16 protein-coding genes are annotated in these 13,111 nt (G+C 32.7%); 13 read left to right on the top strand and 3 right to left on the bottom strand.

Annotation, left to right across the window (positions count from 1 at the left end):
* Nucleotides 1-3 precede the first annotated feature (3 nt).
* The 10 genes from ACX6U0_RS19910 (at nucleotide 4) to ACX6U0_RS19865 (ending at nucleotide 9,718) form a co-directional block, all read left to right on the top strand.
* The gene (locus tag ACX6U0_RS19910) at nucleotides 4-417 is read left to right on the top strand and encodes a hypothetical protein (protein ID WP_464961599.1); all 414 of its coding nucleotides are present in this window, start codon (nucleotides 4-6) and stop codon (nucleotides 415-417) included.
* A gap of 245 nt (nucleotides 418-662) precedes the next feature.
* Complete coding sequence (locus ACX6U0_RS19905; protein ID WP_464961598.1) at nucleotides 663-1,001, top strand: nucleotide pyrophosphohydrolase; 339 nt, start codon at nucleotides 663-665, stop codon at nucleotides 999-1,001.
* Nucleotides 1,002-1,004: 3 nt separating this feature from the next.
* Nucleotides 1,005-2,750: a DNA/RNA helicase domain-containing protein gene (locus ACX6U0_RS19900; RefSeq protein ID WP_464961597.1), complete on the top strand. Its 1,746-nt coding sequence runs from the start codon at nucleotides 1,005-1,007 to the stop codon at nucleotides 2,748-2,750.
* Between the two features lie 272 nt (nucleotides 2,751-3,022).
* Nucleotides 3,023-4,126: an HNH endonuclease gene (locus ACX6U0_RS19895; RefSeq protein WP_464961596.1), complete on the top strand. Its 1,104-nt coding sequence runs from the start codon at nucleotides 3,023-3,025 to the stop codon at nucleotides 4,124-4,126.
* Between the two features lie 388 nt (nucleotides 4,127-4,514).
* On the top strand, nucleotides 4,515-6,242 hold the full coding sequence (gene ade, locus ACX6U0_RS19890; protein WP_464961595.1) for an adenine deaminase: 1,728 nt from the start codon (nucleotides 4,515-4,517) through the stop codon (nucleotides 6,240-6,242).
* Nucleotides 6,243-6,438: 196 nt separating this feature from the next.
* Nucleotides 6,439-6,561: a YjcZ family sporulation protein gene (locus tag ACX6U0_RS19885; protein WP_464961594.1), complete on the top strand. Its 123-nt coding sequence runs from the start codon at nucleotides 6,439-6,441 to the stop codon at nucleotides 6,559-6,561.
* Between the two features lie 195 nt (nucleotides 6,562-6,756).
* Nucleotides 6,757-8,166 (top strand): lysine 2,3-aminomutase, encoded by a 1,410-nt coding sequence (kamA, locus tag ACX6U0_RS19880; protein WP_464961593.1) that lies wholly within the window; start codon nucleotides 6,757-6,759, stop codon nucleotides 8,164-8,166.
* Nucleotides 8,156-8,455: a YokU family protein gene (locus ACX6U0_RS19875; RefSeq protein WP_464961592.1), complete on the top strand. Its 300-nt coding sequence runs from the start codon at nucleotides 8,156-8,158 to the stop codon at nucleotides 8,453-8,455. Before kamA ends, ACX6U0_RS19875 begins: the two co-directional genes overlap by 11 nt.
* A 42-nt stretch (nucleotides 8,456-8,497) precedes the next feature.
* Nucleotides 8,498-8,719, top strand: a complete 222-nt coding sequence (locus tag ACX6U0_RS19870) for a YozE family protein (protein ID WP_464961591.1) — start codon at nucleotides 8,498-8,500, stop codon at nucleotides 8,717-8,719.
* Nucleotides 8,720-9,049: 330 nt separating this feature from the next.
* A complete protein-coding gene (locus ACX6U0_RS19865; RefSeq protein WP_087997713.1) occupies nucleotides 9,050-9,718 on the top strand; it encodes a hypothetical protein in 669 nt (222 codons plus the stop codon).
* Between the two features lie 11 nt (nucleotides 9,719-9,729).
* Here ACX6U0_RS19865 and ACX6U0_RS19860 read toward each other — a convergent pair whose 3' ends face one another.
* Nucleotides 9,730-9,903, bottom strand: a complete 174-nt coding sequence (locus ACX6U0_RS19860) for a hypothetical protein (RefSeq protein ID WP_464961590.1) — start codon at nucleotides 9,901-9,903, stop codon at nucleotides 9,730-9,732.
* 146 nt (nucleotides 9,904-10,049) lie between these two features.
* On the opposite strand from ACX6U0_RS19860, the gene ACX6U0_RS19855 reads away from it, so the two are divergent.
* Together ACX6U0_RS19855 and ACX6U0_RS19850 are read left to right on the top strand one after the other, a co-directional pair.
* Nucleotides 10,050-10,226 (top strand): YozD family protein, encoded by a 177-nt coding sequence (locus ACX6U0_RS19855; RefSeq protein ID WP_087997714.1) that lies wholly within the window; start codon nucleotides 10,050-10,052, stop codon nucleotides 10,224-10,226.
* Nucleotides 10,227-10,318: 92 nt separating this feature from the next.
* Nucleotides 10,319-10,942 carry a phosphatase PAP2 family protein gene (locus tag ACX6U0_RS19850; protein ID WP_464961589.1) on the top strand — a complete coding sequence of 208 codons (624 nt, stop codon included), beginning with the start codon at nucleotides 10,319-10,321 and terminating at the stop codon, nucleotides 10,940-10,942.
* A 76-nt stretch (nucleotides 10,943-11,018) separates the two neighbouring features.
* Here ACX6U0_RS19850 and ACX6U0_RS19845 read toward each other — a convergent pair whose 3' ends face one another.
* Nucleotides 11,019-11,345 (bottom strand): hypothetical protein, encoded by a 327-nt coding sequence (locus tag ACX6U0_RS19845; RefSeq protein WP_464961588.1) that lies wholly within the window; start codon nucleotides 11,343-11,345, stop codon nucleotides 11,019-11,021.
* Between the two features lie 128 nt (nucleotides 11,346-11,473).
* The gene (locus ACX6U0_RS19840; RefSeq protein WP_464961587.1) at nucleotides 11,474-11,791 is read right to left on the bottom strand and encodes a thioredoxin family protein; all 318 of its coding nucleotides are present in this window, start codon (nucleotides 11,789-11,791) and stop codon (nucleotides 11,474-11,476) included.
* 166 nt (nucleotides 11,792-11,957) lie between these two features.
* On the opposite strand from ACX6U0_RS19840, the gene ACX6U0_RS19835 reads away from it, so the two are divergent.
* Nucleotides 11,958-13,109 carry an exonuclease SbcCD subunit D gene (locus tag ACX6U0_RS19835; RefSeq protein ID WP_464961586.1) on the top strand — a complete coding sequence of 384 codons (1,152 nt, stop codon included), beginning with the start codon at nucleotides 11,958-11,960 and terminating at the stop codon, nucleotides 13,107-13,109.
* The last annotated feature ends 2 nt before the right edge of the window (nucleotides 13,110-13,111 follow it).

Here is a 13,111-nt window from a genome sequence, read left to right as displayed (position 1 = left end):
ACTGTGTCAAAATTATTAAATGATATTTTGTCTGGAAGTAGTGACATAGCCAAAGATGCTATCAAAAATTATATCGACGATAAAGTCAATATTTCCATTACAAAAGAAAGAAACAATGGAATTGACATAACAACCGAAGTACTTATTGAAGCAGGTATTAAAGATGGTGTTATTATTAATCTTTTGGTGAAATATTGGGGGTTACTTGATGATGAAGCTAGGGACATATTAAGAGTTATAAAAACAATCGAGTATCCATACAAAGCATTAGCTTTCTACTTGAAAGAGCAAGGGTATACTACTAAAGGAGTTAAAGATTTTATGGTTGTGAATCATGTTCGTAATAAGCTGAGAAATAATCACGAATTATGGAAACTGACTCCGGACAAGTTAATGCAAAAGGTGAAGGAAACATAAATAATCGCGATAGTAGAACAAATTTTAGGAGTCGATGATCGACTCCTTTTTAAGTATTTGGCAGTTTAGTTCAATAATAACCGGTTTTCCTTTTTACGTTTTTATATAATATGTAATAATATTTATATGTAATAATTGAACAACCAAAGATAGGCAACCAAGAAAAACGAATATATTCCCTAAAAATCAGGTTTGAAAATTAAGTGACAAGCAAAAATTTCTGGAAGGTATGAAAGGAAATTACTATGAGTGAATCTATGAAGCGGATTAATGAATTTAGAGATGAGCGCAATTGGCGGCAATTTCATAATGAAAAAGACCTGGCCATTTCCATCTCCTTAGAAGCAAATGAATTATTGGAATTATTTCAATGGAAAACTCCAGAGGAAACGAAGAGAAATCCTGAGCGGCTCAAAGAAGAACTGGCAGATGTTCTTATTTACTCTTATATGATGGCTAATAATCTAGGCTTTGATATTGATGAAATCATCGCTGAAAAACTGATTAAAAATGCCCGGAAATATCCAGTTCCTAAAAGCTTTGGTCAAAAAAAGAAATATAATGAATTGGATGAGGTAGATTAAGCAATGGCTAAGTTTAACTGTATAACATTGAAAGTGAAAAATAGAGAATTGGAAGGTTTCGATAAACTTCGGCTGCCTGAACAAAATACTCTTAGAAACGGCAATGTCGTTTATATTTACAAAGGAACGAAGTCGAAAAAGATTTACATAGGACAAACGAAACGCTTTACTGAGCGGAATAAGCAGCACTATAATGGTCAAGAGGAAAAGTTCAATATAGCAGATTTCGACCAAGTAATTATTCTTATTTCATCCTATTTCAACGGTTCAGCATTAGATGATGTCGAAAGCCAGCTGATTACATATTTTATGGCCGACAATCCAAAATCTAAAAAGCAGCTGGTTCAATATGATAATGATGAGATTATTAATCGAACAAATGGTAACAGCGTGAATAACTACAGAGACCGAGAAAAGGTTGCTTCAGAAGTCATTTTGCCTTTTTGGGAAAAAGAGCTATACCCTAATGGGTGGGTAAGCACACCAACATTAGAGGAGCTACGCAATAGAGCATTGGTCAAATATAGCCCAATCAAAGAATTAACAGAACAGCAAATGGAGTTTCTAAAGCAGATTGAATCGAATCCTGATAAAAGCTTTGTGATAAATGGCGATGCAGGGACTGGCAAAACCGTATTGCTGACTCATTTGGTCGCTAAGTTGTTGAAAGATAAACCTAATCAGCGAATAGCAGTCGTTTTGCAACCTAATTGGATTAAAACGGCAAAGGATATATTTAGAGTTTATGGAATGAACAACAGTAACCTGACACTTGCTTCCTCGACAAAGCTGATTAATGCTGATCAAAATTATGATGTTGTAATTGTTGACGAATCTCATAAGCTTTCTAGAAAGTTCTCCAAGCAAATGGCATCTTTTAACAACGTTTATAAAGGAAGATTTGCTCAGGATGAGAACCACTTGGAGGCTTTAAAAAAGTTAGGTCGTCAAATCGTGTTAATGTATGACGTATTGCAAGCTATTCGTCCTGCCAATATAACACGCGCGAAATTCAATGAAGCAACAAAATACTTTGAAAAGAGATACTTAACAACGCAATTCAGAATTCAAGCTCCAGCGGGAAAGAACTATACATCAGAAGATTTCGTAAATGGCATAAAATATCTTTTATATAAGGATACAGGTCTATTAGATCAAACGAATTTTAACCCGAAATTTGATAGAGCCGTATTCCAAGATAGTGATGAAGATGCTTATTTTGGATATTTCGAATCTGAACCTTTAAAGAATTTGATTGACTGGGTAGAAGAAGACAGTAATTTCAATCCTGAACATATAAACCGTGTGCTAGGTGGATTAGTCGAACCTTGGAGGCAGGCTGATGGCAAAGACCCGTCAATCACTCATTGGCATGAAGGAGATATCAAACGAAGATGGAATTCCACTCAAGAAAACTGGGTTAATTCAGAGGATACCGATGCTGAAGAGCAGATTGGCTCAGTCTTTGCAGTTCAGGGAATCGATTTGAATAAAGTCGGCGTATTAGTAGGCGATGATCTACAAATCGACGAAAATGGTCGATTATTCGGCAATCCAGAGAATTTCCATAATGTCAACGGCAAATTCTCCAAAGAAGATGAAAGCTTGGAAAATGCACATGAGTTTACCTTATTTGTGTTGAATATTTACTATATTCTGATGACTAGAGGAATTGACGGGATTCGGCTGGGATTTTGGAAAAATGATGCATTTAAAAAGTATATGAAGGAAATATTGGAGATTAAATAGTACCTGAAACTTTGCAAGTTTCATAGCTGCTTATTTGCAGCTTTTTTATTTGATGTAATAGCAGTATAGTTCACTAAGGTCATATTAACATTTCAAAAATTATTATTCTTTAATAAAATATATTAGTCTATTATTAAAGTACAATATAATATTGGAAATTAGTCAATGGGACAAAAATTAATAATTGATTTTGATTTTTATCATTATCTGCTGTGTAAATTTGGTATAACTCTGAAGAAATATAAACCATTAAATTAAACGAGGTGCTTTCGATGGTAGTTTTTACGGAATTACGAAACTCCAATTTAATACCTGGAGAAATATATGAAGCTGGAACAACAGGGAGCTTTTTTAAAGATGAAGTAATTAGCAACATTTTTAAATTTAATAACCTAAAAGGTATTGGTAATCAAAGTGGAATACGTCGAACAATGATTGAAAATAATTCCTCTTTGAGGAATGAAGAAGCTTTTGTAATCATATTAGACACACAAAGAGATCCAGAATGGCCGAATATATATAATCGGTCAACTAAGTTACTGGAGTATTATGGTGATAATCAAGATCCCAAAAAACATTATTTAGATACAAAACAAAAGGGTAATGAAGCTTTTGAGAAATATTATCGCCGTAGTTATAGTAAATCAAAAGAACATATAGCCCCTTTCTTTTATTTTGAACGTTTAAATGGAAGAGATGCTCGATTTATTGGAATAGCAATACCTTATGTTGAAGGAATGCCAATAAATGAAGCTTTAGAATTACGTCAGTTCACAAAAGTAGGCGTAGGTAATTACGAAAACTACATTGCACATTTTACGGTTTTAGAAGTTCCTGTTTCTCGACAATGGTTGTACGATTTGAAAGTTGGCAAGATTGAAAGCGAATATATGCCAACTGCATGGAACAACTTTTTACAAACAAGAAAACTACCATCCACAAATGTAGATTCTTTAATTGGTCAGAATCAAAATAAAACCACTCCTCCTGAAAATACAGGTTATAGCATGACTGTATATCGAAAAACACAATCCAAATTTCGTAGCCAACTATTAGAACGTGAAACCGGATGCCAATTATGCAACCTATCCATATCTTCTTTATTGGTGGCAAGTCATATAGTACCTTGGTCAATTGCTGATGAATCTCAGAAAGTTGATATTAATAACGGACTATTACTATGCATCTCTCACGATGCATTATTTGATAAAGGTTTTATTAGCTTTGATGGAAACGGTCAAATAATTATATCAAAGGATATACCACACTCAGAGTTTAATCGGCTTCAAATCAATGAGCAAATGAACATCAAACTTCTTCCAGAACAAGAACAATATATGCGATTTCATCGTTCATCAATGCGAATAAGTAAATAAAAAAGGAGAATGTTCGAAATAGAACATTCTTTTTGTTGTTCAATTAACACATAAGTTAATTGGAATTGATATTATAAAATTATTAAAATCGAAAAGAAAAAAGATTTTATACAAAAAAGGTCACTATATGTGACCTTCTTTTATAAAACATCTGTCCAAAATATTCATTAAAACTTCCCCCAAATCCTCCCCCAACTTAGTGGGGGAGAATGCATTATTTTACAATGCAAATTTAATAGGATTTCCATTAAACCATTGATATATCAAGGTTTTAAGTGGTAATATGTTTAGAAATAAATTATAAAAAGAGTTTCTACCAAACTGCCGCATAGTTTGACTACGAGAGATATGACATAACATATTCTCTCCTAATTTTAGGAGGAGTAAAATGAACTTACATGAAATGAAAGCTTCTATAAAAGCTGAAAAAGCGGATTTTTTAATTATTAACGGAAAGATTCTGAATGTTTTTACAAAAGAAATAATTGAGGAATCTATTGCTGTGACAAACGGCATTATTGTGGGGATTGGTGACTACGAAGGAAATATAGTAATTGATGCAAAAGGGAAATACATTTCCTCAGGTTTTATCGATTCGCATGTTCATATAGAATCATCAATGGTTACCCCTAGCGAATATGCTAGAACTATTTTACCTCATGGCGTTACAACAGTTATCACTGATCCACATGAAATTGCAAATGTTTCAGGTGTAGATGGAATTCAATTTATGCTAGATGAATCTGAGCATTTACCACTAGATGTACGAGTCATGTTACCTTCGTGTGTACCTGCCACATCACTTGAACGAGGTGGAGCAGTTTTATACGCTGAACATTTAGAGGCATTTATGGAACATCCAAGAGTACTTGGTTTAGCCGAAGTAATGGACTATCCCTCAGTCATGTCAATGGAAAAACAAATGATAGAAAAAATACAATTAGCTCATAAATATCAAAAACCAATTGATGGTCATTTAGCTGGCCTTGGAAAAAATGAAATTAATACGTATGCTTATAGTGGGATACTAACAGACCATGAATGCACGAATGTAAACGAAGTAGTAGATAGACTGCGTGCAGGAATGTATGTTGCTTTAAGAGAAGGTTCTGCAGCTAGAAATTTAACTGATTTATTACCTGTTGTCAATGAACACAATGCTAACCGGATTATGTATTGCACAGACGATAAACATTTAGATGATCTATATAAAGAAGGCTCAATTGATTTTTGTATTCGTACAGCAATTGCTTTTGGTATTCACCCTATAACTGCTTACTCAATGGCAACTTTGAATCCCGCTCAATGTTATGGCTTAAACCAGAAAGGTGCAATCGCACCCGGTTATGAAGCAAATTTTGTTTTTATAAATGATTTAGAAAAAGTGGACATTACAGATGTATGGATTAAAGATCAATTTGTCGTTTCAGAACAGAAATTAATTGAGTCAACAGTACAAAAAGAATCTAATAATCACATTGCTACAACTATAAGTTTAGGTGATATTAGATTAGAAGATTTTGTCATCAATTGTGATGGAATGAGTTATGCGAACATTATTGAAATCAATCCAAAAAGTATTGTAACAAGCCACGTAGTAGAAAAAATAGTAAGCTCAGATGATCAACAATTTACTACTAATGTGAAAGAAAATTTATGTAAAATAGCTGTTATTGATCGATACCATTCTGAAAAAGAAATAGGATTAGGCATCGTTAAAGGTATAAATTTAAAGGAAGGTGCAATTGCAACTACGATTGCACATGATTCACATCAATTAATTGTTGCAGGAATGAACGATGAAGATATGTATTTGGCAGTCAAAACAGTAGAGAAAATGAATGGTGGTATTGTTGTTGTAGCAAACGGAGAAATACTAGCTAAATTACCGCTACCAATTGGCGGATTGATTAGTACTAGTTCAGCTGAAGAAGTCGAACACGGATTGAATTTAATCGAAAATGCCTTATTGAAAATTCGTCCAAATAACAATTTTAATGCATTTTTAACATTATCATTTCTTGCTTTACCAGTCATACCTAGCATCAAAATTACAACTAAAGGTGTATTTAATGTAAATACTTTTCAATTTATTCCTTTATTTGTTCAAAAATAGATTGATTGAAAGACTCCTAGATGGAGTCTTTTTTTCGTTTTTTAATGTACCGCATGATCATAATAAAAGACTTAAAATACTAAGCGTTGAATCTGGACTCATTCTCTAAATTGGGCATCTGTCTAGAACAAAATTGGGAAATTGACATAAGTTATAAGTGTAATATCTCATTACCTATGTGAAGGAGGCAATACTCATGAAAGGTTACTCTCCATATTATGGTGGCGGTTGCGGTGGATGCGGTGGAGGATTCGCGCTAATCGTTGTATTATTTATTCTTTTAATTATCATCGGTGCAACATTTGTAAATCATCACTAAAAAACATTGAGCGTCAGCCACAGGAACCGACTAACAAATCGTTAGTCGGTTTCGTTTATTTACCTTAATATTCTATCATAGTAACTAAAGCCCTTTCACCTTCTATTTATAAAATGCATATAAAGAAGTAGGTATATAACTATAAATCTACTGACATTTAAATGATAGTCCTACAATGATGAAGGAGGACCTTAAGTGAAAAATCAACTTTATAAACCACAAAGGCATTGGAAAGACATACCTTTATGGAAAAATGTAACAGATGAACAATGGAATGATTGGCTTTGGCAGCTTACGAATACTGTGCGGACTTTGGACGATTTAAAACAAGTAATCGATTTAACAAAGGACGAAGAAGAAGGAGTTAGAATTTCAACAAAAACGATTCCATTAAACATTACACCATACTATGCGTCATTGATGAATCCAACGGACCCAAGATGTCCTATTCGTATGCAATCAGTTCCGATTGGAAAAGAGTTAAATAAAACGAAATATGATGCAGAGGATCCACTTGGTGAAGATGATGATAGTCCTGTACCTGGATTAACTCATCGTTATCCAGATCGCGTTCTATTTTTAGTAACAAATCAATGTTCTATGTATTGTCGCTACTGTACAAGAAGACGTTTTTCGGGACAGATTGGAATGGGGGTTCCAAAAAAACAACTTGATGATGCTATAAATTATATTCGTCAAAATACAGAAATAAGAGATGTTCTAATTTCAGGTGGAGATGGATTATTAATAAATGACAATATATTAGAATATATATTAAAAAATTTAAGAGCGATCGATCATGTTGAAATCATTCGAATTGGAACAAGAGCACCAGTAGTATTCCCACAGCGAATTACTGAAAACTTATGTGAAATTCTAAAAAAATATCATCCTGTTTGGTTAAATACTCATTTTAATACAAGCATAGAAATCACAGAAGAAGCTAAAAAAGCATGTGAAATGTTAGTGAATGCAGGTGTTCCGGTAGGTAACCAAGCTGTTATTTTAACTGGGATAAACGATAGTGTGCCGATCATGAAAAAGCTAATGCATGATTTAGTAAAAATTCGTGTGAGACCTTATTATATTTACCAATGTGATTTGTCTGAAGGAATTGGCCACTTTAGAGCACCAGTTGCGAAAGGACTAGAGATTATTGAAGGATTAAGAGGTCATACGTCAGGATATGCAGTACCTACATTTGTAGTCGATGCACCTGGTGGCGGTGGGAAAATTTCACTTCAACCAAATTATATTGTTTCACAAAGTAGTAAAAAAACCGTTTTACGAAATTTTGAGGGTGTTATTACCTCTTATCCAGAACCAGAAAATTATACAGAAGATACCGCTGAGGAGTACTTCTCACTTATATATCCGGATTATTTACAAAAGGGTGCTAAAGTAGGTATTGCGAGTATAATGACTGATCAAGTGCAAAGTCTCATTCCAAAAGATTTAGAGAGAATGAAAAAAAGAGAGCAATACCAAGATGATCCATCTCATAGTTCATTAAAGAATAAACGAGAGAAACGAGATGAACTAAAGGAGAAAAAATTCAAAGCTCAAATTCAAAAAATGGATGGAAGTGAAAAGAATGACGAATAATACATTAAAATGTGACTGGTGTGAGCAGCATAGTTTAGAAGAATTGAAGGCTGTTGTACATTGGGAATTACCTGATGGATCACGAGCAATCACAATTACGAATGTACCTTCGTATTATTGTGATCAATGTAAATTTACTTATCAAAAAGAAGATTTAGTAAAAACAATAGAAGATCAATTATTACTAATTTCTACTGAATTACTTCCAGTTTCAGTTTCATTTGACGAATTAATGAAGCAACCAAGATTATTAAAAAGGAATTACTTTGACTTCTCGTCTTATAACTAGTATTTTTAATTTATAAATTAGAGAAACGATTGAGGGAAAATCATGAAAAAGTCATTTTACCATTACATGATGAAACACAGGAACTATAAAGTACCAACAGATATTGGTTTATTTGCAGATCATCTTTTTAATGATCACTCCTTTCCAAAACAAGCATATAACTATGATGAAATTAGCTCATATTTAGAATTAGATGGCACTTTTAACATGCCGATGAGCGTATTTGATAAAGCTTGGAATTTATATGAGGATGAAGAAAATTAAGATACAACAAATGTTGTATCTTTTTTATTTGCTAAAAAATCAAGTCTTGTCTTAAGCTTGCCTAAGCTTATCAGTTATATCAACTTTTCAAATTGTCTAGTTCCAGCGACTTGCCCCTCGAGTCATAAGTAAAATCTCAAGAAAGTTAAAAATCAACTTTGACTGATTTTCGTCTTAGCTTGTCAGGGCAGTGCGAGTCGACTCGACTTTTTAAAATAGGCTATTCCCTTTTTTTATTTGGCTGGAAAATGACAGACAATTATTGTGCTTTTGCATAGTATACAGTAAAAACGTATGAGTCACGACGTATGGAGAAGGAGGTTAAAGAGGATGACAAAGAAAAAACAACCTAAGTATAACGTAGATGATATTGTCGTGATAACGTTATATGGGACTGTCGGTAAGATTACAAATATCAAACTGATGGACGGCATATTCGTTTACGAAGTGAATAATCATGATGGTTTGTATGTTGAAAATACTCTTCAGCTTCTTAATGAATATGATGGCAAAAAACTTGAAAAAGAGTGGATTGAGGTAAATTATTCATTTTCTTTTGGGGATTTAGTTCAGGTGAATGGATATGAAAAAGAAATTTTTCGTATAGTTGGTTATCGTACAGAGGTTTGGCGTTATAAAAATGATGCTTGGGAAGATACAATTTATGAACTTGCCCGCATTACAGATGGTGAATGGTTAGAAGCTGATGAGACTGATTTAACCTTAATTGCAACTGCACAAACTGCGAATACAATTCTAAAAAAACTTAGAAATGATAAAAATGGCATTACAAAATTAGATTTAGAGAAGCTTCGTTCAATGAATGATTTTAATAAAAATAGAAATAAGACGACGAAATTAGAAATTATAGATGGCCTATTAGATATATATAATGATTATGCTGTTCTATATTCTATATTTCAAGATGAAGAATATAAAATCGTGATGGATCTTGTTTTAAAAAATTTAAATAAATTTTCAGAAAAGAAAACGAATTGAGAGAGGATAATCTACAATAATTGTAGAATTATATGAATCATAAAAGGTATGCCTAACCCTATTAAAATCAAAAAGATAACAGAAGTAAACTTTTCTACAGTTGCTTCAAATAATTCTTCATTAAACATTAGTTCTTTCATTTTTAAACTTGAGTTTGATTGCTTGTCCATTTTTAACATTGACATCATTCTCCTTCAACATGTTTTATTTGAATATATGCTTGTCATTGTTGTATTATGCTAAAGGTTACATATTAATAATTTAGGTGCTTGGAAAGGTTTTTTTCATATTTTCTCATTTTTAACATATTAACTAGTAAGGGGTGATGCTAGTGAAAGAAATTGAAGTAGTGATTGATACGGAAGAAATTGCCGAATTTTTCTATCAACAGCTCATTCAGCGAGGATATGTGCCTGAAGAAGAGGAAATTGAAGAATTGGCCGATATTACTTTTGAATACTTATTGGAAAAATGTATGATTGATGAAATTGACGAAGAAGATGAATAGTCATGAAAGTGGCGACGGGTGCTCTCGTCGTTTTTCTCTTTGTATTCAATAGTACAAGCGGGATACCTATATTTTTTTAGTAGGAGGAGTTTATGAAAAAAAATAATTGGATAACCGTTGTTACTGCAGTTTTTTTATTTGTTATGTTAGGTTTGATTTATGATACGAATGTGATTAAAGCAATCGACGATGCACTTTTCGATTTTTTTGTTTCAGTTCGATCAGATGCAATAGATTCATTTTGTTATTTTTTAAGAGATTTTGGTTCTTCTAAAATGTATTTAAGCTTTGCTGTAGTTTTATTAATTTTTTCTATTATTCGTAAACGTATTTGGACAGGGATTTATTTATTAATCACGTTGCTTACTGCTAGATTAGTAGTTCAAATCGTTAAAGGTATTTATGAACGACCACGTCCAGCAGCAATGTATTATGTTGAGGATGGCTTTAGTTTTCCAAGTGGCCATGCTGTAATGGCAACAAGCTTTTTCTTAACATTAAGTTTCATCTTGATCATTTTAGATACTAATTTATTAAAACAAAGACGTATCATTCAAATAACTGCTTTAGCCATTATATTATTAATTTCTTTTAGTAGGATTTATTTACACGTTCACCATTTCTCGGATATTTTGGCTGGGTGGTTAGTCGGATATGTATGGTATAGCATTTGTAAAAATGTATTTATCTTTTTACATGAACGTAAACAAATTTAAGTTTTAAACACCTTATTTACCAAATAGGGTGTTTTTTTATTTGAATATACAATGACATAAAAATAATCATGATTTTTTATGGAAAACACCCAAAAGGACAATATACTTGTTGCAATAATAATGTATATCTAATCGTTGCGTCTGTTGCTTTATCAAACTCTCTAGAACGAAACCCAAAGGTAATGACGACATGTACTTCATAAGGTGATTTGATCTCGGCGTAAGTATCAATTGTCGTTCTAAAGAACATCCCTTCCTGGTCAGAAAATCCATAATCAATAGCACTTAACATAGAATTTGCTTTGTAAACTTTAAAAGGGTAGGTTTTAAATACTCGGGTAATGGTTCTACCACCTGTCATTTTTTCTGGGAATCTAACAATATCTTCAATCATGTTTAGCAAATTTCATCACCTCAAGTGATATATATGCATCTATTCAAGTCCAAATTTCCAATAATCATACAAAAAAACCTGCACTTATGAAAAGAGCAGGCTTCATTGGTATATATATTTATTGCTATTTTATTTGATTACTCGAATTTCGTTAAAAACTCTTCAACTTGTTCTGGCGTTTTCGCATTGGCACTATGTAAGTGACCAATTTTTTCTCCATTTTGATAAACAAGTAAACTTGGAATTCCCATAACTTGCTGCTGGCTAGCGATTTCTGGGAACTCATCACGATCCATTGTATACCATTCGAATGATGGATGCTCTTCAATCACTTCACCAACAAACGCATCAAGACGAGAACAGTCTGGACACCATGTAGCATAAAATTTTACGATTACAGGTTTTTCACTACTAATCACTTCTTCATATTTTTTCACATCAATAATTTTTTCCATAATGGCCTCCTAGAATCTAATAATCCTATTTTGAACGATATTTTCTAGTATTTCAATTATTTTAATCCTTATTATTCAATTTTAGGAATCCAGATGAAAAAAGCATACAAACGTTCGTATCTTGATGTAAAATAGAGTAAACTAAAAGTTCAAATGAGGTGTAAAAATGAAATTTATTCATACAGCAGATTGGCACCTTGGAAAAATTGTTCATGGTGTTCATATGACTGAAGATCAACGTTATATATTAAAAGAATTTATTCATATTATAAAAGAAGAAAAGCCTGATGCAGTAATCATTGCTGGCGATTTATATGATAAGAGTATTTCTCCAACTGAAGCAATCGAGTTGCTAAACGAAGTATTACATCAAATAGTTATAGAATTAAAAACCCCGATCCTTGCTATTGCTGGAAATCATGACAGTGCTGAAAGAGTTGAGTTTGGAAGCAGCTTTATGGAAAAAGAAGGGCTCCATATAGTTGGGAAATTTCAAACCCCTTTTAAAAAGGTCATCATAAACGATGAATTTGGAGAAGTACATTTCTATTTAATACCTTATGTAGAACCAAGCATTGTACGTTACGTATTACAAAATGATGATATTCACTCACATAATGATGCGATGAAAGCAATCATTAATAAAATAAGGGATGAAGAATTAGATTCTTCTGCTAGAAATGTTTTTGTCGGACATGCCTTTGTTACGAATAATGGTCAGCCTTCTGATGAGGAAACTGAAGGAGAACGTACATTAGCAATTGGCGGAGCTGAATACGTATCTCATCATAATTTCCAACATTTCCATTACACGGCATTAGGTCACTTACATCGTGCACATTATGTTGGTAATCAATCTATTCGATATTCAGGATCGCCTTTAAAGTATTCTCTTTCTGAGGAAAACCATAAAAAAGGATGTTTAATTATCGAGTTAAATGGTGAAGGTGAAGTATCCGTAACAAAAAGAGATTTTAATCCTATACGCGATTTGAGAACTGTTGAAGGAACGATTGAAGAAATTAGGAAGCATCCAATTAATGAAGATTATGTTTTCGTAAAATTGACCGACGAGCATATGGTCGTTCAACCGATGGAACAAATCCGTACTGTTTATCCAAATGCAATGCATGTTAGTAGAAAAAGAATAAATGCTGAAGGCACAATTGACAGTAAAAAATACGTTGAAAAACAATCAAAAAATCAACTTGAGCTATATCAGTCATTTTATAAAGAAATGACAAATGATGAATTAAGTGAAGAAAATGAAGAATTTATGAAAGAAATTCTACATGATATTTTTGTAAAGGGAGAATAAGA

The organism is Gottfriedia sp. ABJ_BB2_2, from assembly GCF_055484705.1.
The sequence above is the reverse complement of the archived record's forward strand: the minus strand, read 5'-3'. Positions and strand labels throughout refer to the sequence as shown.

Bases quoted from the DNA above. Each gene is read 5' to 3' on its own strand.
- ACX6U0_RS19905 (WP_464961598.1), top strand. From the start codon at position 663: ATGAGTGAATCTATGAAGCGGATTAATGAATTTAGAGATGAGCGCAAT.
- ACX6U0_RS19900 (WP_464961597.1), top strand. From the start codon at position 1,005: ATGGCTAAGTTTAACTGTATAACATTGAAAGTGAAAAATAGAGAATTG.
- ACX6U0_RS19895 (WP_464961596.1), top strand. From the start codon at position 3,023: ATGGTAGTTTTTACGGAATTACGAAACTCCAATTTAATACCTGGAGAA.
- ade (WP_464961595.1), top strand. From the start codon at position 4,515: ATGAACTTACATGAAATGAAAGCTTCTATAAAAGCTGAAAAAGCGGAT.
- ACX6U0_RS19885 (WP_464961594.1), top strand. From the start codon at position 6,439: ATGAAAGGTTACTCTCCATATTATGGTGGCGGTTGCGGTGGATGCGGT.
- ACX6U0_RS19875 (WP_464961592.1), top strand. From the start codon at position 8,156: ATGACGAATAATACATTAAAATGTGACTGGTGTGAGCAGCATAGTTTA.
- ACX6U0_RS19870 (WP_464961591.1), top strand. From the start codon at position 8,498: ATGAAAAAGTCATTTTACCATTACATGATGAAACACAGGAACTATAAA.
- ACX6U0_RS19865 (WP_087997713.1), top strand. From the start codon at position 9,050: ATGACAAAGAAAAAACAACCTAAGTATAACGTAGATGATATTGTCGTG.
- ACX6U0_RS19860 (WP_464961590.1), bottom strand. From the start codon at position 9,903: ATGTCAATGTTAAAAATGGACAAGCAATCAAACTCAAGTTTAAAAATG.
- ACX6U0_RS19850 (WP_464961589.1), top strand. From the start codon at position 10,319: ATGAAAAAAAATAATTGGATAACCGTTGTTACTGCAGTTTTTTTATTT.
- ACX6U0_RS19840 (WP_464961587.1), bottom strand. From the start codon at position 11,791: ATGGAAAAAATTATTGATGTGAAAAAATATGAAGAAGTGATTAGTAGT.
- ACX6U0_RS19835 (WP_464961586.1), top strand. From the start codon at position 11,958: ATGAAATTTATTCATACAGCAGATTGGCACCTTGGAAAAATTGTTCAT.